The sequence below is a fragment of the Moheibacter sp. genome, assembly GCF_049672845.1.
Taxonomy (GTDB): Bacteria; Bacteroidota; Bacteroidia; order Flavobacteriales; family Weeksellaceae; genus Moheibacter.
Genome location: NZ_JBATWT010000023.1, coordinates 68,865 through 86,951 on the forward strand (window position 1 = coordinate 68,865; position 18,087 = coordinate 86,951).

The window sequence follows — 18,087 nt, forward strand, 5'->3', positions numbered from 1 at the left end:
TACTAAATAAATCTCCAATTATCAAGTAGGAGTCTAACTTTCTCTTTTATCGGTTCAGAATCGGAATAATACTTCAAATGAACTTCTCCGTTTACGGCTTCAATCAGATAATCCCGACCCTGATATCGGATATCAATGACGTGAAAATCAGTTCCTTCCTCCGATTCCGAAACCTCTTCCGGATAAATCATTGCTTTTGTACCCGAAAGAATTTCAATCTGAAATAATTTTCTCATTTCATCGATATTCAGGATTGAATATTCGCCAAGCAGACTGGCAACATATTCATTTACAGGACGATTTCGAAGCGCTACCGGATTATCTTTCTGGATAATTTTTCCTTCTTTTAAAATAATAATCTGATCGGAATAAGCCAGCGCATCCTGAATATCGTGCGTAGTTAATATGACCGTGCAACCCGATTTTTTTGCCCAGTTATGGATGCTTTTTCTGATTTCAAATTTCAACGGCTGATCGAGGTGTGAATAAGGTTCATCCAATAAAAGAAGTTTAGGTCGAGCGGCAATCGCACGTGCAATTGAAACCCTTTGTCTTTGTCCGCCGCTGAGTTTTGTCGGGAATTCGTCTTTAAATTCCGACAATCCTACAACATTCAAAGCCTGTTCAATGGTTTCGTTTTTGGCTGGTAAATTAAAATTGCTAAGGTATTTTCCCACATTTTCAGCTACGGTTACATAATCGAGCAAATCAAATTCCTGTGGCACAAACTTCATATCGGAATGACCGGGAATCAGATTAAATTTAGGTCCGGTAACTTTTCCCTTTTCAAAAATAATTTCGCCCGAATCCAAATCTTCCAGTCCGTAAATCAATTTGAGCAATGTTGATTTTCCACTTCCGCTTTCGCCCAAAACAGAAACAAATTCTCCTTTCTGAACCTCAAAATTCAGATTTTGAACCGTCAATTTATCAGAAGAAAAACCAAAATTTAGTTTGTTTACACTTAACATTAAATAAAATCTATACAATATTACCAAGATTTCTCTGAAAATTATGATTCCTTATCATAAATCAATTCTTTGGGCAAAGTTTTTGCATTATGTTTGCCTAAAATTTTAAAAAAGATGAAAAAAGTATTTTTAGGATTATCTCTTATGGGAATGGTATTCTTTGTTTCTTGTGGAGGAAATAAAGACACTGTAGAAGCTACTGAAGCTCAGGATGCAGCAACTGCTTCTGCCGAATCAGAATCTTACGCAGTTAACACTGCCGTTAGTTCTGTTGCTTGGAAAGCAGGAAAAATCTTCCAGGACACTTCAAAACCTGAAGAAGGACACTATGGTGCAGTTAAATTGAAATCAGGAGAAGTGACTGTAAAAGGTGGCGTTCTTGAAGCTGGTAAATTCATCGTAGATCAGACAAGTTTTGAAAGCGCTGACCTGAACGATGATCCCGATACAAAAGCGAAATTGGATGGTCATTTGAAATCTGAAGACTTCTTGCACGTGGAAAAATTCCCGGAAGCAACTTTTGAAATTACTGCGGTAAATGCTTTAACAGAAGGAGATTATAACACAGAAATTTCTGGAAACCTTGATTTCAGAGGTACTCCAAAAAATATCACTTTCAAAGCAAATGTTAATCAGGAAGGTGACAAAGTAACCATCAAATCTGAAGAATTTAAAATCAACCGTCAGGACTTTGGAATCGTTTACAAAGGTGGTGGTGATTCTATCATCAAAGACGATGTAATGTTGCAGGTTGATGTAACTGCCGACAAAAATCAATAATTTTTGATCATAATTTCTCTAAAGCCCTGAAGTTTCAGGGCTTTTTCTTTTTCCCAAAAGGCTTAACTTTAAACCCAATTAATTTTTTGAATCGATGAAACTTATAGGTCCTTTTTCACAAATCATCACATTGGCAGGAATTGCACTCAAAGGCGCTGTCAAAGACGAACAACTTGAAATCATCAACAACGCCGGAATCCTGACCGAAAACGGAAAGATTCTGCAAACGGGGAACTTTGAAGATTTGAAAAAGGAATTTCCCAATGCGCATTTGGAAGAAATCGAAGGAAAAAATGTACTAATTCCCGGATTTGTGGACAGTCATACGCACATCTGTTTTGGTGGAAAACGTTCGCGTGATTTTGCGATGCGACTAAACGGAAAAACCTATCTGGAAATCGCCGAAAGCGGTGGCGGAATTTGGAGCACCGTGACCAATACCCGTAAAGAAACGCAAGAAAATCTCTATAAATCCACCTTTGAAAACGCTCAGAAATTACTCGAAAACGGAATTACAACCATCGAAATTAAAAGCGGCTACGGACTTTCCATCGAAGATGAATTAAAAATGCTCCGCGCCATTAATCAAGTTAAAAATAATTCCAAGGCGGAAATCGTTCCGACTTTTTTGGGTGCGCACATGAAACCACGTGATTTTGATGGTTCAAATTCTGAATATTTAGAATTATTGGTCAATGAAGTTTTTCCCATTCTGAAAGAAGAAAATCTCACCAATCGGATTGATATTTTTACCGAACAATCTGCATTTTCGGTAGAAGACAGCAGAATTTATCTACAAAAAGCCAAAGAAAACGGATTTGAAATCACCATTCATGCGGATCAGTTTACGCCGGGCGGGAGTCATTTAGCAGCAGAATTTGGTGCTTTAAGTGCCGATCATTTGGAGTTTTCAGGTGAGAATGAAATCAAAGTTCTTTCTCAGAGTGATGTAGTGGCCACAGCTTTGCCCGGCGCGTCCATAGGTTTGGGAATGCAATACACGCCTGCTCGAAAATTACTAGATGCAGGCGCTTCTTTATCGATTGCTTCGGATTGGAATCCCGGTTCGGCACCAATGGGCGATTTATTGACACAGGCATCCATCTTAGCGACTTTTGAAAAGTTATCGATGGCGGAAGTTCTAAGCGGCATTACATTTCGCGCAGCAAAAGCATTAGGATTTACCGACAGAGGAAGTTTGGAAATCGGAAAATTAGCGGATTTTGTTTCTTTCCCAACCGATGATTTCCGGGATATTATTTATTATCAGGGGCAATTGAAACCTAATGGAGTTTGGAAAAAGGGAACAAGAATATCATAAAATTATAATGATTTGATATTTGCATTTTATAGAGATTAAATTCCAAAGAACAATAAATTCATTACTTTTGACCCAAATCAAGTATTTTTTATGATTCAATCCATGACCGGATACGGTAAAGCAGTCGCTGAATGTTCTGATAAGAAAATCACGATTGAAATCCGTTCCCTAAACAGCAAATCTTTAGACCTAAACACTCGCTTGCCTTTTCTTTACAAGGAAAAAGAACTTGACATCCGCAAAATTCTTTCTGAAAAACTTCAACGTGGAAAAGTTGATTTTACTGTGAATACCGAAGCGACTGCTGACAATAAAGCACAGCAAATCAACCCCGAAATCATCAAAGCTTATATTAACGAATTCAAGGTAATCGTCCCTGAAGCTACTGATCCTGAACTTCTTGCCATCGTGATGCGATTGCCAGACGTCATGGCTTTTACCTGCAAAGAGCTCGACGAAGAGGAATGGAATATTTTCGTAAAACTTCTGAATGAAGCCATTCAGAATTTAAATGAATTCCGAAAAGCAGAAGGTAAAGTTCTCGAACAGGATTTCATCCAAAGAATTGAAAAAATAAAAGAATTATTGGTCCAAGTCGAGCCGTTTGAGAAAGAAAGAATTCAAACTTTAAAAGATAGATTTACCAAAAACCTTGAAGAATTAAGCTCTGAATATGACCAGAACCGATTTGAACAGGAATTGATCTATTATCTTGAAAAACTGGACATTACGGAAGAAAAAGTCCGGTTGAAAAACCATTGTGATTATTTTCTGGAAAATCTGAAATCCAATGAATCAGAAGGTAAAAAGTTGGGTTTTATCTGCCAGGAAATCGGTCGCGAAATCAATACTTTGGGTTCAAAATCCAATCATTCCGAAATGCAAAAAATCGTAGTTCAGATGAAAGACGAACTCGAAAAAGTAAAAGAACAGGTTTTGAATATTTTGTAAAAAAGTATTATTTCAACCTCCAAGGTTTATTTTCGTATTGAATAATAACCTTGGAGGTTTTTTAATTTAATTGGATTCAACATAATAATTCACGATTTTTGCCGGATGAATTCAGGCAAACTCATCATCGTTTCGGCTCCTTCAGGCGCAGGAAAAACCACTTTGGTTAAACATTTACTCGAAAATCTTGATTCCATCGAATTTTCTGTTTCCTGTGCGACCAGAAATCCGCGACCCAATGAAATTCACGGCCAAGATTATTATTTTATTTCAACTGAAGAATTCAAACAAAAAATTGATAATCAGGAATTTGCGGAATTTGAAGAAGTCTATGCCGGAAGTTTTTACGGAACTTTGAAATCTGAAATCCAACGAATTTGGGACAAAGGAAAATCGGTGATTTTTGACATTGATGTCATTGGTGGAATCAATCTGAAGAAAATTTATCCTGAAAATTCTCTGTCTATTTTCATTATGCCACCTTCGGTGGAAGAATTGGAAAACCGCCTTCGCAACCGAAATACCGAAAGCGAAGAAAAACTCCAGATGCGGGTTAAAAAAGCCGAAAAAGAACTGCTTTTAGCACCTGAATTTGACAAAATAATCGTGAATAATGATTTGGAGGAAAGTCAAAAAGAAATTGCGGATTTGGTAATTTCTTTTTTAAAAAAGTAAAGCCTTGTTAGGATTTGAAACCCTAACAAGGCTGAAATAAAATCCTAATTCATCACTGCAGCAACCCCGGGCAATTCTTTTCCTTCGAGACTTTCCAGCATGGCACCTCCACCGGTGGAAACATAACTTACTTTTTCGTCGTAACCATACTGTTTCACAAAAGCAACGGAATCACCACCACCAACGAGCGAAAAAGCCCCTTTTTTAGTAGCTTCAGCAATGGCCTCGCCTAATGCGATTGTTCCTTTTGCAAAATTCGGCATTTCAAAAACGCCTAAAGGTCCGTTCCACAAAATGGTTTTTGAACTTTGGATGACTTCTGCAAATTCCTTGTTGGTTTCCGGTCCTGTATCCATACCCATCCAGCCGTCGGGAATTTCATTTACCGGCACAACTTTCCGGTTGGCATCATTACTGAAATTATCGGCAATAACGTTATCCAACGGCAAATAAATATTCACATCGTGGTCGTCACAAGCTTTCAAAATATCGAGTGCCAAATCCAATTTATCATCCTCCACCAAAGATTTCCCGATGTCTCCACCTTGAGCTTTGATAAAAGTATAAGTCATTCCTCCACCGATGATCAGATTGTCAATTGCAGGCAGAATATTGTCAATAATCGTGATTTTTGAAGAAACTTTTGCACCACCCAAAACAGCAGTTACTGGTCCATCACCTGTTTTTAGCACTTTGTCAATGGCTTCCAGCTCCTGTTTCATCAAATAACCGAAACATTTAGCATTTGGAAAAAACTGAGCTATAATTGCCGTGGAAGCGTGTGCTCTGTGTGCAGTTCCAAAAGCATCATTCACATAAATATCTCCCAATTTTGAAAGTTTTTCAGCAAATTCTTTATCACCTTTTTCTTCTTCCGGATGAAAACGAACATTTTCCAATAAAAGTACTTCGCCCGGTTTTAAATTTGTCGCTTTTTTCTTTGCATCATCCCCGATTACATCTTCGGCAGAAATTACATTCACACCTAAAACTTCTGAAACTTTCGCCGCAATGTGTTTCAAAGAAAACTTATCTTCAAATCCGTTTTTTGGACGACCTAAATGCGTCATTAAAATAGCGGACCCACCATCATTCAAAATTTTATCGATTGTCGGTTTAGCAGCCTGAATCCGGGTATCGTCAGTCACTTTGAAATTTTCGTCTTGTGGAACGTTGAAATCTACACGGATTAGTGTCTTTTTGCCTGAGAAATTGAAATCGTCTATCGTCTTCATTTGGAATTAAATTTGTTGAGAGCAAAAATAGCAGAAATCTCAATCCAAAGCATTTTTAGTTGTCCACATTTATATATACATCATTATATTATTTTAAAATTTTAAAAAAAAGAAAAGCCTATGTATATGTATGCACTGTTAATATGTGAATAACTAAAGTTGGAATTATTTTATGGAGAGAAGATTAACAATTATTAATTCGTAATTTTGTTTTGGAATGAATGATTTAGGAGGTTATCAACAAATTTTGTTGATTGTTGAAACCCTAAATTTTAGATAAATTGGTGGTGTGAAACTATCAATAAGTATGTTTAAAATAAGTATGCCAAAATCAAAACTTTTGCTTGACTTGAATCGAAATATTTATAAGCAAAAATTGAAATTTAAAAAGCAAGCCTAAAAGGCAAAAATCAATTAAAAGTAATGGGGAGTTTATTAACATTTATTTTACATTACCTAAACATTGATTTATAATAAGTTAAAGAATTTAAGAAAATTTAATTGTTAATAGGATGAAAATAGCCATCGGAGCAGACCATGCAGGAGTACTTTACAAAGAGAAATTAGTGAAGTATTTAACAGGTAAAGGAATTGATATTCAGGATTTTGGAACGTTTTCAACAGATTCTGTTGATTTCCCAGATTTTGCTCATCCGACTGCTGAAGCTGTGGAAAAGGGAGAAGTTGATTTCGGAATTCTTTTATGCGGAAGTGGTCAAGGTGTGAATATGACGGCTAATAAACACAAAGGCGTTCGTTCGGCACTTTGCTGGAATACCGACATTGCCCGGTTAACCCGAATGCATAACAATGCCAATGTAATTGCGCTTCCGGCTCGTTTTGTGGCGTATGAATATGCGGTGGAAATGATTGAAATCTTTCTGAATACCGAATTTGAAGGTGGCAGACACGAAAAACGCGTAGGAAAAATTCCTTGTTAATTTATTTTACTTTTTCAGTCTTTTTTGCAACGAAACTCTCCCAATATTTGCCCAATCCGTGTTGATTGGTATAATAGAAAATTTTTGGAAAAAATCTGTTTAATTCATATCGGATTTGATGTAAAAATTTAGCCTTGCGTTCTACATTATCAGATTTAACTATCTGAGTCGGAAGATCTTGACTAGCAACTGTAGTAGGTAATAAATTATAAATCAACAAATTATATTCCCATGGATGTTGCAATTCGCAATCAATCGGACGTTGAATGATGGGTTTTTCTGAATTTACTTTCCTTAAGAATTTTTCGGCTCCTTTTCTAGTCCAAATCGCTGCGAGAGTTGTAATGGGTATGCTTTTCCCACAAGCACCAATAAAATATTTTTCATCAACCGATTGTACAAAAATATTTCGTCTTCTGTTGTTTATTAATTTTAAGACGTCCCATTGATGTTTGTCGGGCAAATCTGAATAAGCATTCAAAGTTTTTTCAATGGCAGAAACAAAATCATCCACAAATTTTGCATCATCCTCGATGATAACGGCAAAATCTTTGTCAGAATCCAGAAAGGTTTTTAAAGTTTTGACGTGACTTAAAAAACAGCCAATTTCACCGGGAAGCAGATCCCGGTCATATCGGTTTTTAACTTGAAAACTTTCTTTGTCTAAATTTTTTGCATCAACTGCAGAAATACGTATAAATGGAAGTTGAATTCGATTAAATTCATTTTCCATCATTTCCAAACGTTCAGTGGCTCTATCTAAATTGATTAAATAGGTTTGGTAAGAGGTATTTGACATAATTAGCAGTTAATTAATGCAAATATAATTAAGTTATACTTATTTTTGTTGAGGGTCCCATACGTCCTTTTCGATGAGATTCTTCAAATTATACATTTAAAACATAATCTCACGTAGATGTCAAAAAGAAAATTCAATTCAAAAAATAAAAGGAGTACTTCAGGTAAATTCAACCAGAAAATACTTGAAGTTCTTTTAAAAAATCCAAATAAATTACTGAACTACAAACAAATAGCTTCAGAACTCAAAATAACCAATATCATAGACCGCGAAATTCTCATCAAAGATCTTCAGGCGCTTTTGGCCGATAAAAAAATCAAAGAATCGGATCGTGGAAAATTCAAAGTCAATGCAGATCAGCACTATCTGATGGGAACCATTGACATCACCCAAAGCGGTTCGGCTTATGTTACCGTAGATGGATTGGAACAGGATGTATTTATTCAGAAAAACAAAAAGAAAAATGCACTACAAGGCGATGTAGTGAGGGTTTATTTGTATCCGAACAAAAAGAAAGGAAACCATCGGCCGGAAGGCGAAGTAATTGACGTTGTCAAAAGATTCAAAACGCTTTACACCGGAATTTTTGAAAAAAGTCCCAAAGGAAAATTTGGATTTGTGGTGATGGACAACCGTTCGTTGCACGTGGATTTTTACATTCCGAAAGATAAATTCAACAATGCCGAAACCGGTGATAAAGTGGTTGTGGAACTGAAAGACTGGCCTTTGGATACCGATAATCCTTTTGGAGAAATTGTGGAAGTTCTAGGTCGTCCCGATGAAACAAGCGTTGAAATGCACGCGATTTTGCTGGAATATAATCTTCCAGTTAATTTTCCTGAAGAAGTAGAACGTGAAGCCCAAGAACTGGATGTTGCGATAGATGAAGAAGAAATCCGACAAAACCGGCGCGATATGCGCGATGTGGTGACTTTTACAATCGACCCGAAAGATGCCAAGGATTTTGATGATGCTTTGTCCATCCGGAAGTTGGAAAACGGAAATTGGGAAATCGGGGTTCATATTGCAGATGTAACGCATTATGTACGTCCGGGAACTTTGTTGGAACAGGAGGCTTATAACCGTGCAACTTCGGTTTATCTGGTGGACAGAGTGGTGCCTATGTTGCCGGAAAATCTGAGTAATGTGGCTTGTTCGCTTCGTCCAAATGAAGATAAATACACCTTTTCGGCTGTTTTTGAAATGGATGACAAAGCCCGTGTTTTAAAGGAATGGTATGGCCGAACTGCAACTCACTCCAATCGTAGATTTACTTACGAAGAAGCACAGGAAATCATAGAAGGAGCAGATGGAGATTTCAAAGAGGAAATTCTGACTTTGGATAATCTGGCAAAAATTCTGCGAAAAGACAGAATGAAAGCCGGAGCGATTACTTTTGATAAAGTCGAAGTAAAATTTGAACTGGATGAAAACGATAATCCGGTGGGAACATATTTCAAAATCAGCAAAGATTCCAATCATTTGATTGAAGAATTCATGCTTTTGTGCAATCGCAAAGTATCTGAATTTGTTTCGACCGATAAAAACAAAAAACCCAATAATAATACCTTTGTTTACCGCGTTCACGACGATCCCGATCCCGAGAAATTACAGGATTTGAAACTGTTTATCAAACAATTTGGTTATACATTGGATTTGCGCGACCGATTGTCTGTTACCCGTTCTATGAACCAATTATTGGCAGATGTGAAAGGAAAGCCGGAAGAAAATCTGATTGAAACACTTGCCGTCAGAACCATGTCCAAAGCCAAATATTCAACTGAAAATGACGTCGGACATTATGGACTGGCTTTTCAATATTATTCGCATTTCACATCGCCTATTCGCCGTTATCCCGATATGATGGCGCACCGTTTGTTGCAACATTATTTAGACGGTGGAAAATCGCCTGCCGCCGCACCTGTTGAAGAAAAATGTATCCACAGTTCAGCACGTGAAAAGTTGGCGACGGAAGCAGAAAGAGATTCCATCAAATTCATGCAGGTTAAATACATGGAACAATTTGTAGGCGAAGAATTTTACGGCTTTATAACCGGCGTTCAGGAATACGGAATCTTTGTTGAAATCCCCGAAACCCGCTGTGAAGGAATGGTTCGCTTGCGAAATATGGAATCAGATTCTTTTTATTTCGATGAAAAAAACTATTCAATTGTCGGAAGAAAATCGGGAATTACGTATCAGTTGGGAGACAAAGTGATGATTCGTGTTGCTAAAGCCGATTTGCGAAACAAACAGTTGGATTTTGAGTTGTTGGGATAATTAATCGGTTTCCCAAATCAGTGAAACTTCGTATTTTTTGAAAAGATTGTCTTTGCTGATAATTGTTAAATCTTCCGAAAGAGCCTGAGCGATTAAAATCCTGTCGAAAGGATCTTGATGATGGAAATTTAAAGTGGAATTTTTTAAGATATGTTGTTGTGTAATGGGCAGCGCATCAAAACCGGAATTTTCAATGATTTTGAAAATACTTTCTAAATCAGCATTTAATTCCAATCGACCTATTGAGGTTTTTATCCCGATTTCCCAATAACTCGCAATACTGATAAAGCATTGATTTTCTTTATTTCCAATAATTTCTTTGATTGAATCTGGCAATTTTTCATCATTGGTTATGAACCATAAAACTACGTGTGTATCAATTAGATAATTCATTTTAAATAATCATTGAAACCGTCAATTGGATCATCAAAGTTTTCTTTCATTCTGATGAGTCCTTTTGCTTTGCCTGCAACTCGTTTTTCAGAAATTGAACTTTTTTTCCGGGACTTAAAATTCAGATAATCGATAAATTCTGACACTTCCTGTTTCATCGCCGAAGATAAGTTTGATAATTTTGTATAGATTTGAATATCAGTCACAACTAATTATAGTTAGAATACAAATTTATTAAATAAAGTAGGAATTTATATCAATATCTAACTAAAAATTGAATGAGTATGCCCGAAACAAACAACTAGATTTTGAGTTGTTGGGATAATTCTTATTAACTTGCAAGCTCTATGGAATTGGTCACTTCTGCCATACTGATAGGGATTCTCTTGAGCTTGATTTTAATTGGGCCCGTTTTTTTTATGTTGCTGGAAACAAGCGTTTCACGAGGTTGGAAGGCAGCTATTACTTTGAATTTAGGCGTGATAACAGCCGATATTTTATGTATTCTGGTCGCTTATTACGGCAGTAAAGATTTGGCGATTGCCATTCAAAATAACCCTTCCATCTATATTTTTGGCGGATTTTTTATTTTAATCTATGGCCTGATTATGTTTATTTCAAAGCCCAATTTTAAAATGCGCAACCTGAATCTCGTCAACCGGAATTATTTCAAAACCTTTATGAATGGTTTTTTGCTCAATATTTTAAACATCGGAGTGATCGTTTTTTGGTTTTTCATCGTAAGCACCATCGTAATCCAATATCCGCGTGAAGAGGACACACTGCTGTATATGGGGATAGTTTTAGCTACTTTTTTCATCATTGACCTCGGAAAAATTTTCCTGGCTCAAAAGGTAAAAGACAGCTTTACGGTTCGTCGGATTTTCTGGTTTAAAAAGACCATAGGTTTTATTCTGATGATTTTCGGGTTAATTGTGGTCATGAAAGGATTTGGTGCTTTTGATAAAATTGATCAACGCATCGAAAACCAGATTCAGAAAGGCGTTTCGCACGAATAATCATTCCTTCATTGCCGACTCAATTTTCTCCAAAATAGTTTCAACAGAAATCGTTTTAAAATAATCTTTTTTTTCTGCTTTTTTGGATTCTTTCCCAAAAACAGAAGTTGGTCTTTCTTTCATATTTTCATCCTGAATCACGTCATCCATTGATTGTCCATAACCCAAAAATCCCATAAAAGGATGCGTATTTCCCCAGATTGAAATCACGCGCGTGCCCACAAGAGAAGCCAAATGCATATTGGCCGAATCCATCGAAACCATTAGTTTTAAGTTTTGAATCATTTCCAATTCTTCTTGCAAATCAAATTTTCCAGCAACTGATTTTATATTCCGATTTAATTTTTCCCAGCTTTCAAGTTCAGCGGATTCGTTTTTTCCACCGAACAAATAAACTTGTGTGCCGTTTTCAGCGAGTTTTAGCGCAACGGAGCGTATTTTATCGAGCGGATACATTTTGCCTTCATACATCGCAAAAGGCGCAATTCCGACTGCGTTTTCTTTTTCTGCCGGATTTTCAGTTAATCGATTTGATAAATCAAGTACAAACCCCAAATTCCGGAATACATCGGCATATCGCTCGGGCATTGGTTTGATCGGCTTTCTGATTTTATTTTCTGTTCGGATCAACGCTTTTCTTTCTTTTCGTCCTTTGTTGAGCGAAGCCTTTTTCTTGGAAGAAATAATTTGTCTCAAAATTTTGGTTCTCAATACATTGTGTAAATCTGCAATCGCATCAAAATCATAAGATTTCAATTCTTTTGCAAGTTTAAACAATCCGCCCAAACCTTTGTGTTCATTGTCGAAATCAGCGGTATAAAAACTTAAGTTCGGGATATTTTCAAACAAAGGTTTAAACTTTCTTCTTGATAAATACAGGATTTCTACATCGGGATTTTGTTCCAGAAACTCCCGAATGACCGGAACGGTCATGGCCACATCACCCAAGGCGCTGAATCTCATGACCAAAATTGTTTTTTTACCGCTCATCAGAATTTTTATCTTCTTTATTTACAATCATTTGTAAGTTCATTCCTTCTTTTAACTTTAGCCTTATTTTTTCAATTTCCTCACGCGAAACCGAAATATATTCCTCCATATTATGGGTATGTTTGGAAAGTTTTTTAAGCGAAGCACGGTCTGCCAGTTTAAAGATTTCGCCTTGGCGGATTGCATCTTCGTGATTCCAGCCCAATTCTTCCAACGCATCCACACCGACTTCTATGGCTGTATAAAAGGTTTCTCGATATACTTTGTCATAGCCGGCGTTGAGGTAATCATAGGCATCAAAACGATTTCTGGAACGAATCAGAATCTTTAAATGCGGAAAGTTTTGTCGGACTAATTCCACTAATTTTTTATTCACTTCGGTCGGATCAATTGCCGCAATTAATAAATCCGCTTCGTCTGCTTTTACCGCTTTGAGCGTATTCAGATTGGTGGCATCTCCGAAATGTACATTATAACCAAGTTTTCGCAATAATTCCACTCGTTCACTGTCATTGTCCAGAACCGTTGCATTAAAACCGCTGTATTTGATGATTCTGCCCACCGTATTCCCGAAATCCCCATATCCGGCAATGATAACCTTCTTATCGGTCAGATCCCCGAAATCATATTCGAGATCGTCTTCAAATCCGCCGGCTTTTATTCGTTTCATACCCATCAGCGGCACGATCCATTTTTCGTTTACAATCAGCAAAATCGGTGTTACCGCCATTGTAATTGCGGTTGTAGCGAGCAATAGATCTACCCAATGTTTCGGTATTAACTGTAATTGATTACTGATATTCAGAATTACGAAGGCAAATTCACCGACTTGGGAAAGTAGAAGCGCAAATAATAAATTCTGATTAAATTTTAATTTGAAAATCCATCCGGCAATCATCAATACAATTCCTTTGATGAGCATAATTCCGATCACAAGCGCCACAATTGTCAAAGGCTCATTGGCAATCAAACGAAAGTTTATAGTGGAACCCACCGCGATGAAAAATAAACCCAAAAGCAAAGCTTTGAAAGGTTCAATATCACTTTCCAGCTGGTGTTTAAATTCACTGTTGGCCAATGTCATTCCGGCCATAAAGGCACCAAGCGCCGGGCTTAATCCGACATAGTTCATCAGAACCGAAACGCCTATGACCAGCATCAGCGCAAAAGAAGTAAACAATTCCCGAACCTGCAGTCGCGCAATGTATTTGAAAAATGGATTTACAATATAATTTCCCACAAAAAACACCAGTCCGATGGCAGAAATAATCGCCAGGGTTTTCATCCATCCGGGCGCGCCGTCCAAAAGAGTGTGATGATCGCCATAAGTAACGATTGTAGATTTCACGGCTAGTAAGGGTAAAACAGCAAGAATCGGAATTACCATAATATCCTGAAAAACCAAAACCGAAAAACTCGATTGGCCACAAGGGGTTTTGGTCAGACCTTTTTCTGAAAGTGTTTGTAAAATAATAGCCGTGGAAGACATCGCAACCGCAGCTCCAATGGCTACAGAAGCCCCGAAATTTAGTCCAATGAAATGCAAACAAATGGGCGCTACAATGAGTAGGGTTCCGAAAAGCTGAATGCTTCCGATTCCTACAATTCGCTTTCGCATTTTCCAGAATTCTTTTGGATTTAATTCCAATCCGACTAGAAAGAGCATCATTACTACTCCAAATTCAGCCGCATGCATAATGTCTTCTACTTCATCTCCTGAGGAAGTTCCCAGTACAGGCCCTAAAACAAAAGGGCCAATCAGAACACCGGCAATCAGATAACCCAGCACAGATCCCAATCCCAGACGTTTGGCAATCGGAACACAGAGCACAGCCGCGAGCAGATAGATAAAAGCCTGAAAGAGGGAAATTTCGCTCATCTTTTAGTTTTTGTTTTTTGCCTGAAAAGCGATGGCGTAAAATTTAAACTGTTTGATCATGGCCAGTAAACCATTGGCGCGAGTGGGCGATAAAAATTCCTGTAAACCGATTTCTTCAATGAAATCAGTAGAAGAATTTAAAATATCCACAGGTTTTTGGTTGTTGTAAATCCGAACCAGCAAAGCTGCCAGTCCTTTGGGCAAAATGGCATCGCTATCTGCTTCAAAAACAATTGTATCGGCCTCCATTTTAGCATCGAGCCAAACTGTTGATTGACAGCCTTTTATTATTTTGTCATCCGATTTTTTTTCTTCGGGTAAAGCTTTCAGGGATTTTCCCAGTTCAATTAAATATTCGTATCGTTCTTCCCAGTTTTCAAAGAAGGAAAACTCGTCGATAATTTCGTTTTGGATTTCTTCAATCGTCATTTTACAAAGGTAATTATTTTGAAAATTAAATGGATTGAAGAGTTGAATTTGATAATTTTGTGTGAATTTATCTAACAGAATTTGTCCCCGACATGAAAATTTTAGCGCTTGACACCAACCACGAACTTTTGATTTCCGGACTGCGCGATGCAGGATTTCAGGTGGATGAAAATTACCATTCGCCAAAAGAAGAAATCGAAAAAATAATTTCTAACTATGAGGGAATTATCATCAGAAGCCGCTTCCCGTTGGACAGAGAATTTCTCACCCAAGCTAAGAAATTGAAATTCATAGGAAGAGTTGGTGCGGGACTGGAAAATGTGGACGAAAAATTTGCAACCGAACAAAATATTGTTTTGTTCAATGCGCCTGAAGGAAACCGGGATTCGGTTGCGGAACATGCGGTCGGAATGCTTTTGATGTTGCTACATCGTTTAAAAATTGCCGATAACGAAGTCCGAAACGGAATCTGGAAACGAGAAGAAAATCGGGGTGACGAATTGATGGGCAAAACGGTGGGAATCATTGGGTATGGCAATATGGGAAAGGCTTTTGCACAAAGGTTGAAAGGATTTGGCGTGGAAGTGATTTGTTATGATATTTTGGAAAATATAGGAGATGAAAATGCGCGGCAGGTTTCATTGGATGAATTATTTGAGAAAACCGAAATTTTAAGTCTGCACACTCCCCAAACGCCAGAAACCACCCGAATGGTTGATAAAAACTTCATAGCATCTTTTCGAAATTCTTTTTATTTAATCAATACGGCAAGAGGAAAATCCGTTGTCACAAAAGATTTGGCGGAAGCCTTGATTTCAGGTAAAGTGAAAGGAGCCTGCCTGGATGTTCATGAGTATGAGAAATCTTCTTTTGAAAATCTGCTATTGGAAGAAATACCAGAAGAATTCCGCTATCTGATTGAATCCGAAAAAGTTATTCTCGCTCCACACATTGCCGGATGGACTCATCAAAGCAAGGAAAAGCTCGCACAGGTTATTTTGGATAAAATTTTGGCATGGAAGCAAAAAAATGGTTAAACTTGCAAAATATTACGGGGATGTAGCTCAGTTGGCTAGAGCGTTAGACTGGCAGTCTAAAGGTCGTGGGTTCGAGCCCCATCTTCTCCACAAAAAAAGCCGTCTCAGATCATCCGAGACGGCTTTTGTCGTTAATACATAATTTGTTATTGTCCGGCTTGCTGTTGGGCATCATTAATCATCTTATCATTTGCTGTAATGGCAAACTCCACACGACGATTTTGAGCTCTACCTGCGTCGGTATCATTAGTTGCACGTGGATTGCTTTCTCCTTGTCCAATTGATGAAAGACGTGAACTTGCAATACCCTTTGACTTCAGATAGGATACGACAGATGCAGAGCGTCTTTCGGAAAGACCTTGGTTGTAGGTGTCAGAACCTTTGCTGTCTGTATACCCAACCACCAAAATGTCGGTGTCAGGATATTCCTGGAAAACACCAACCAATTTATCAAGGTTTGATTTTGCCTGAGCTGTAAGGTCTGATTTATCATATTCAAAACGAACGTCAGACTGTTCGTCCAAAATAACCTGAATTCCTTCGGCTGTACGTACAACTTCAGCACCGGGCAATGTATTTTCAATTTTTTCCGCTTGCTTGTCCATATTACTACCAATGAGACCACCGGCTACACCGCCGATTACAGCACCCGCAATGGCTCCTAATACAGCATTGTCACCGCTTCCTACATTGTTTCCAAGCACTCCACCAATTACAGCCCCGGAAGTCGCTCCAACAGCGGCTCCTCTTTGTGTATGGTTGGTGTTTTTTACGGCCTCACAGCTTGACAAAAAAAGCCCGGCAGAAATAGAAAGAATTGCCAAATTATTTTTAAAAGATTTCATATTTTTTGTTTTTAGGTTATTAATTTTTGGTAAATGTATAGAATACACTCAAAGGTTTTCCTTCAAAGCTTAATTCTTGTTGAAGCACTATAGAAGAACCGGTGTTGCTGGCTACGCGCATTTTGTAGCCGTCCACAACATTTTTCGGCCTCTCTCCTTCGTATATTTTCTTAAAGTTAAAATAAAACTGACCATTTGTTTCGGTTAAAAACCATTTGATTTTGGTTGTTTCACTTGGACAATTTGATCCACCGTTTAATGTATAATTTCCTGTTGCATTGTTTTGCACCAAATGCCATGTACTTCCTTGAAAGCATTGTGTTTTTGCCTGATCAAAAACTGTAATGTCGACTTGGTTTTCGTTAATGCCATCAACCGAAACATCTGTGATAGTCCAGTCGCCTCGCATCATTTTTTCATTGTCCGCAACTAATTTTGTGTTGGTACACGAAGCCAAGAAAATAAATGAAGCCAAACATGCGAACATGAAATTTCTTGCTGCATTCATTTTGATGCCGAATCGGAATTCGTTAATTTTAGATTTCATAGTTTATAATTTTTAATTAAAATTCAGTAAAAAACGACCTTTATAAATTCGATTTAAGCGCATTTCTTTAAAATTACGACTTATTCCCTATCGACTATAAAAATAATTAATTATTTGGTTTAATTTTCGTTTTTGCTGATCTGATAGATGACTGACGAATAGTTTCCTGATAAAATTCCAGCCAAGTTTGACAAGGTTCCAATAATTATCGCTCTTAAAAAACCTAAACTGTTTTTCTTGTATTTCTCAGAAAGTAAACTCACATAGTAGCTATCAAACCATAACGGATACTGTTTTTCAATTTTCATACCAAAACTGTTAAAAAGCTTTTGCATACTGTTGGGAGAGAAATGCCAGAGATGTCGGGGCACATCATATGCCGCCCAATAATTTTTATAGAATTTAGCATCAAAAGATAAATGGTTGGGAACCGCGATATAAATTTTACCACCTGGATTTAATTTTGATTTGAGTTCTTCCAAAAATTCGAAGAGATTAGGGATGTGTTCCAAAACGTGCCACATGGTGATGATGTCAAACTTTTGATTTAGTTCATCAATGGGCTTATCCGTTATGAATTCAAAACCTAATTTTTCACGGGAAATATTCAAGGCTTTCGGGTTAGGCTCCACACCGAAAACTTCTAATTTTTTACCTTTTGCGTAAACCAAAAAGTCTCCGGTCCCACATCCGTAATCCAAAATTTTATTACCCGGAACGGTATCCATTAGTTTGGAAAATTTATAGCTAAGATTGTGATTTTTTACAAATTTATACATTCTATCCATCAGCGTTTTTTCAGAATCTGTATGAGAAATATAGTTCTCGCTTTCGTAATAATCATTTAGATTTTCCAAAGGCTGCGGATTTGTTTCCAGAAATCCAAAGTCTTCATTTTCTTTCAGCCGAAATTTTTCGCCTGTTAGAAAATAATCATTTAATTCAAGCGTAAATTTATTTGAAAGCCTTTCTGGATCAGGGTTTTTGTTCATGGT

Annotated in this window: 19 protein-coding genes and 1 tRNA gene; 9 read left to right on the forward strand and 11 right to left on the reverse strand. The window is 37.4% G+C overall.

Annotated features, from left to right (window positions below; all coding sequences use genetic code 11):
* Positions 1-2 precede the first annotated feature (2 nt).
* Positions 3-971: an ABC transporter ATP-binding protein gene (locus WBF63_RS07970; RefSeq protein WP_424369181.1), complete on the reverse strand. Its 969-nt coding sequence runs from the start codon at positions 969-971 to the stop codon at positions 3-5.
* A gap of 114 nt (positions 972-1,085) precedes the next feature.
* Here WBF63_RS07970 and WBF63_RS07975 point away from each other — a divergent pair, with 114 nt between their 5' ends.
* From WBF63_RS07975 to gmk, 4 genes are all read left to right on the forward strand, one after another.
* A complete protein-coding gene (locus WBF63_RS07975) occupies positions 1,086-1,751 on the forward strand; it encodes a YceI family protein (protein ID WP_424369182.1) in 666 nt (221 codons plus the stop codon).
* Positions 1,752-1,845: 94 nt separating this feature from the next.
* Positions 1,846-3,072: an imidazolonepropionase gene (gene hutI / locus WBF63_RS07980; protein WP_424369183.1), complete on the forward strand. Its 1,227-nt coding sequence runs from the start codon at positions 1,846-1,848 to the stop codon at positions 3,070-3,072.
* Positions 3,073-3,162: 90 nt separating this feature from the next.
* Entirely contained in the window at positions 3,163-4,023 is an 861-nt protein-coding gene (locus WBF63_RS07985) for a YicC/YloC family endoribonuclease (RefSeq protein ID WP_424369184.1), read from the forward strand.
* Between the two features lie 105 nt (positions 4,024-4,128).
* The gene (gmk, locus tag WBF63_RS07990) at positions 4,129-4,698 is read left to right on the forward strand and encodes a guanylate kinase (protein ID WP_424369185.1); all 570 of its coding nucleotides are present in this window, start codon (positions 4,129-4,131) and stop codon (positions 4,696-4,698) included.
* A 44-nt stretch (positions 4,699-4,742) separates the two neighbouring features.
* Here gmk and WBF63_RS07995 read toward each other — a convergent pair whose 3' ends face one another.
* Complete coding sequence (locus WBF63_RS07995) at positions 4,743-5,933, reverse strand: phosphoglycerate kinase (protein ID WP_424369186.1); 1,191 nt, start codon at positions 5,931-5,933, stop codon at positions 4,743-4,745.
* Positions 5,934-6,445: 512 nt separating this feature from the next.
* Here WBF63_RS07995 and rpiB point away from each other — a divergent pair.
* Complete coding sequence (gene rpiB, locus WBF63_RS08000; RefSeq protein ID WP_424369187.1) at positions 6,446-6,874, forward strand: ribose 5-phosphate isomerase B; 429 nt, start codon at positions 6,446-6,448, stop codon at positions 6,872-6,874.
* A 1-nt stretch (position 6,875) separates the two neighbouring features.
* Here rpiB and WBF63_RS08005 read toward each other — a convergent pair whose 3' ends face one another.
* Positions 6,876-7,673 (reverse strand): glycosyltransferase family 25 protein, encoded by a 798-nt coding sequence (locus WBF63_RS08005; protein WP_424369188.1) that lies wholly within the window; start codon positions 7,671-7,673, stop codon positions 6,876-6,878.
* A gap of 117 nt (positions 7,674-7,790) precedes the next feature.
* Between WBF63_RS08005 and rnr the strand changes: the two genes are divergently transcribed.
* Entirely contained in the window at positions 7,791-9,953 is a 2,163-nt protein-coding gene (gene rnr, locus WBF63_RS08010; protein ID WP_424369189.1) for a ribonuclease R, read from the forward strand.
* Here rnr and WBF63_RS08015 read toward each other — a convergent pair whose 3' ends face one another.
* Both WBF63_RS08015 and vapB read right to left on the reverse strand, forming a co-directional pair.
* On the reverse strand, positions 9,954-10,346 hold the full coding sequence (locus WBF63_RS08015) for a type II toxin-antitoxin system VapC family toxin (protein WP_424369190.1): 393 nt from the start codon (positions 10,344-10,346) through the stop codon (positions 9,954-9,956).
* The gene (gene vapB, locus WBF63_RS08020) at positions 10,343-10,552 is read right to left on the reverse strand and encodes a type II toxin-antitoxin system VapB family antitoxin (protein ID WP_424369191.1); all 210 of its coding nucleotides are present in this window, start codon (positions 10,550-10,552) and stop codon (positions 10,343-10,345) included. The genes WBF63_RS08015 and vapB overlap by 4 nt, the downstream gene beginning before the upstream one ends.
* A 141-nt stretch (positions 10,553-10,693) precedes the next feature.
* Here vapB and WBF63_RS08025 point away from each other — a divergent pair, with 141 nt between their 5' ends.
* Positions 10,694-11,365 (forward strand): LysE family translocator, encoded by a 672-nt coding sequence (locus WBF63_RS08025; RefSeq protein WP_424369192.1) that lies wholly within the window; start codon positions 10,694-10,696, stop codon positions 11,363-11,365.
* Here the strand turns inward: WBF63_RS08025 and WBF63_RS08030 are convergent, their stop codons facing one another.
* The 3 genes from WBF63_RS08030 to WBF63_RS08040 are packed head-to-tail and all read right to left on the reverse strand — an operon-like array spanning position 11,366 to position 14,663.
* Positions 11,366-12,355 (reverse strand): glycosyltransferase family 9 protein, encoded by a 990-nt coding sequence (locus WBF63_RS08030; protein WP_424369193.1) that lies wholly within the window; start codon positions 12,353-12,355, stop codon positions 11,366-11,368. It abuts the gene before it with no gap.
* Positions 12,345-14,234 carry a monovalent cation:proton antiporter-2 (CPA2) family protein gene (locus WBF63_RS08035; RefSeq protein ID WP_424369194.1) on the reverse strand — a complete coding sequence of 630 codons (1,890 nt, stop codon included), beginning with the start codon at positions 14,232-14,234 and terminating at the stop codon, positions 12,345-12,347. The genes WBF63_RS08030 and WBF63_RS08035 overlap by 11 nt, the downstream gene beginning before the upstream one ends.
* A 3-nt stretch (positions 14,235-14,237) precedes the next feature.
* On the reverse strand, positions 14,238-14,663 hold the full coding sequence (locus WBF63_RS08040; RefSeq protein WP_424369195.1) for a SufE family protein: 426 nt from the start codon (positions 14,661-14,663) through the stop codon (positions 14,238-14,240).
* 92 nt (positions 14,664-14,755) lie between these two features.
* On the opposite strand from WBF63_RS08040, the gene WBF63_RS08045 reads away from it, so the two are divergent.
* Both WBF63_RS08045 and WBF63_RS08050 read left to right on the forward strand, forming a co-directional pair.
* Positions 14,756-15,700, forward strand: a complete 945-nt coding sequence (locus tag WBF63_RS08045; protein ID WP_424369196.1) for a 2-hydroxyacid dehydrogenase — start codon at positions 14,756-14,758, stop codon at positions 15,698-15,700.
* Positions 15,701-15,716: 16 nt separating this feature from the next.
* A tRNA-Ala gene (locus WBF63_RS08050) sits at positions 15,717-15,790 on the forward strand.
* 56 nt (positions 15,791-15,846) lie between these two features.
* Here WBF63_RS08050 and WBF63_RS08055 read toward each other — a convergent pair.
* From WBF63_RS08055 to WBF63_RS08065, 3 genes are all read right to left on the reverse strand, one after another.
* Positions 15,847-16,545 carry an OmpA family protein gene (locus WBF63_RS08055; RefSeq protein ID WP_424369197.1) on the reverse strand — a complete coding sequence of 233 codons (699 nt, stop codon included), beginning with the start codon at positions 16,543-16,545 and terminating at the stop codon, positions 15,847-15,849.
* Between the two features lie 19 nt (positions 16,546-16,564).
* Positions 16,565-17,092 carry a hypothetical protein gene (locus WBF63_RS08060; RefSeq protein WP_424369198.1) on the reverse strand — a complete coding sequence of 176 codons (528 nt, stop codon included), beginning with the start codon at positions 17,090-17,092 and terminating at the stop codon, positions 16,565-16,567.
* A gap of 119 nt (positions 17,093-17,211) precedes the next feature.
* Complete coding sequence (locus WBF63_RS08065) at positions 17,212-18,084, reverse strand: class I SAM-dependent methyltransferase (protein ID WP_424369199.1); 873 nt, start codon at positions 18,082-18,084, stop codon at positions 17,212-17,214.
* Positions 18,085-18,087 lie beyond the last annotated feature (3 nt).

Coding starts and splice junctions, on each gene's coding strand:
- WBF63_RS07970 (WP_424369181.1), bottom strand. CDS start 971: ATGTTAAGTGTAAACAAACTAAATTTTGGTTTTTCTTCTGATAAATTG.
- WBF63_RS07975 (WP_424369182.1), top strand. CDS start 1,086: ATGAAAAAAGTATTTTTAGGATTATCTCTTATGGGAATGGTATTCTTT.
- hutI (WP_424369183.1), top strand. CDS start 1,846: ATGAAACTTATAGGTCCTTTTTCACAAATCATCACATTGGCAGGAATT.
- WBF63_RS07985 (WP_424369184.1), top strand. CDS start 3,163: ATGATTCAATCCATGACCGGATACGGTAAAGCAGTCGCTGAATGTTCT.
- gmk (WP_424369185.1), top strand. CDS start 4,129: ATGAATTCAGGCAAACTCATCATCGTTTCGGCTCCTTCAGGCGCAGGA.
- WBF63_RS07995 (WP_424369186.1), bottom strand. CDS start 5,933: ATGAAGACGATAGACGATTTCAATTTCTCAGGCAAAAAGACACTAATC.
- rpiB (WP_424369187.1), top strand. CDS start 6,446: ATGAAAATAGCCATCGGAGCAGACCATGCAGGAGTACTTTACAAAGAG.
- WBF63_RS08005 (WP_424369188.1), bottom strand. CDS start 7,673: ATGTCAAATACCTCTTACCAAACCTATTTAATCAATTTAGATAGAGCC.
- rnr (WP_424369189.1), top strand. CDS start 7,791: ATGTCAAAAAGAAAATTCAATTCAAAAAATAAAAGGAGTACTTCAGGT.
- WBF63_RS08015 (WP_424369190.1), bottom strand. CDS start 10,346: ATGAATTATCTAATTGATACACACGTAGTTTTATGGTTCATAACCAAT.
- WBF63_RS08025 (WP_424369192.1), top strand. CDS start 10,694: ATGGAATTGGTCACTTCTGCCATACTGATAGGGATTCTCTTGAGCTTG.
- WBF63_RS08030 (WP_424369193.1), bottom strand. CDS start 12,355: ATGAGCGGTAAAAAAACAATTTTGGTCATGAGATTCAGCGCCTTGGGT.
- WBF63_RS08035 (WP_424369194.1), bottom strand. CDS start 14,234: ATGAGCGAAATTTCCCTCTTTCAGGCTTTTATCTATCTGCTCGCGGCT.
- WBF63_RS08040 (WP_424369195.1), bottom strand. CDS start 14,663: ATGACGATTGAAGAAATCCAAAACGAAATTATCGACGAGTTTTCCTTC.
- WBF63_RS08045 (WP_424369196.1), top strand. CDS start 14,756: ATGAAAATTTTAGCGCTTGACACCAACCACGAACTTTTGATTTCCGGA.
- WBF63_RS08055 (WP_424369197.1), bottom strand. CDS start 16,545: ATGAAATCTTTTAAAAATAATTTGGCAATTCTTTCTATTTCTGCCGGG.
- WBF63_RS08060 (WP_424369198.1), bottom strand. CDS start 17,092: ATGAAATCTAAAATTAACGAATTCCGATTCGGCATCAAAATGAATGCA.
- WBF63_RS08065 (WP_424369199.1), bottom strand. CDS start 18,084: ATGAACAAAAACCCTGATCCAGAAAGGCTTTCAAATAAATTTACGCTT.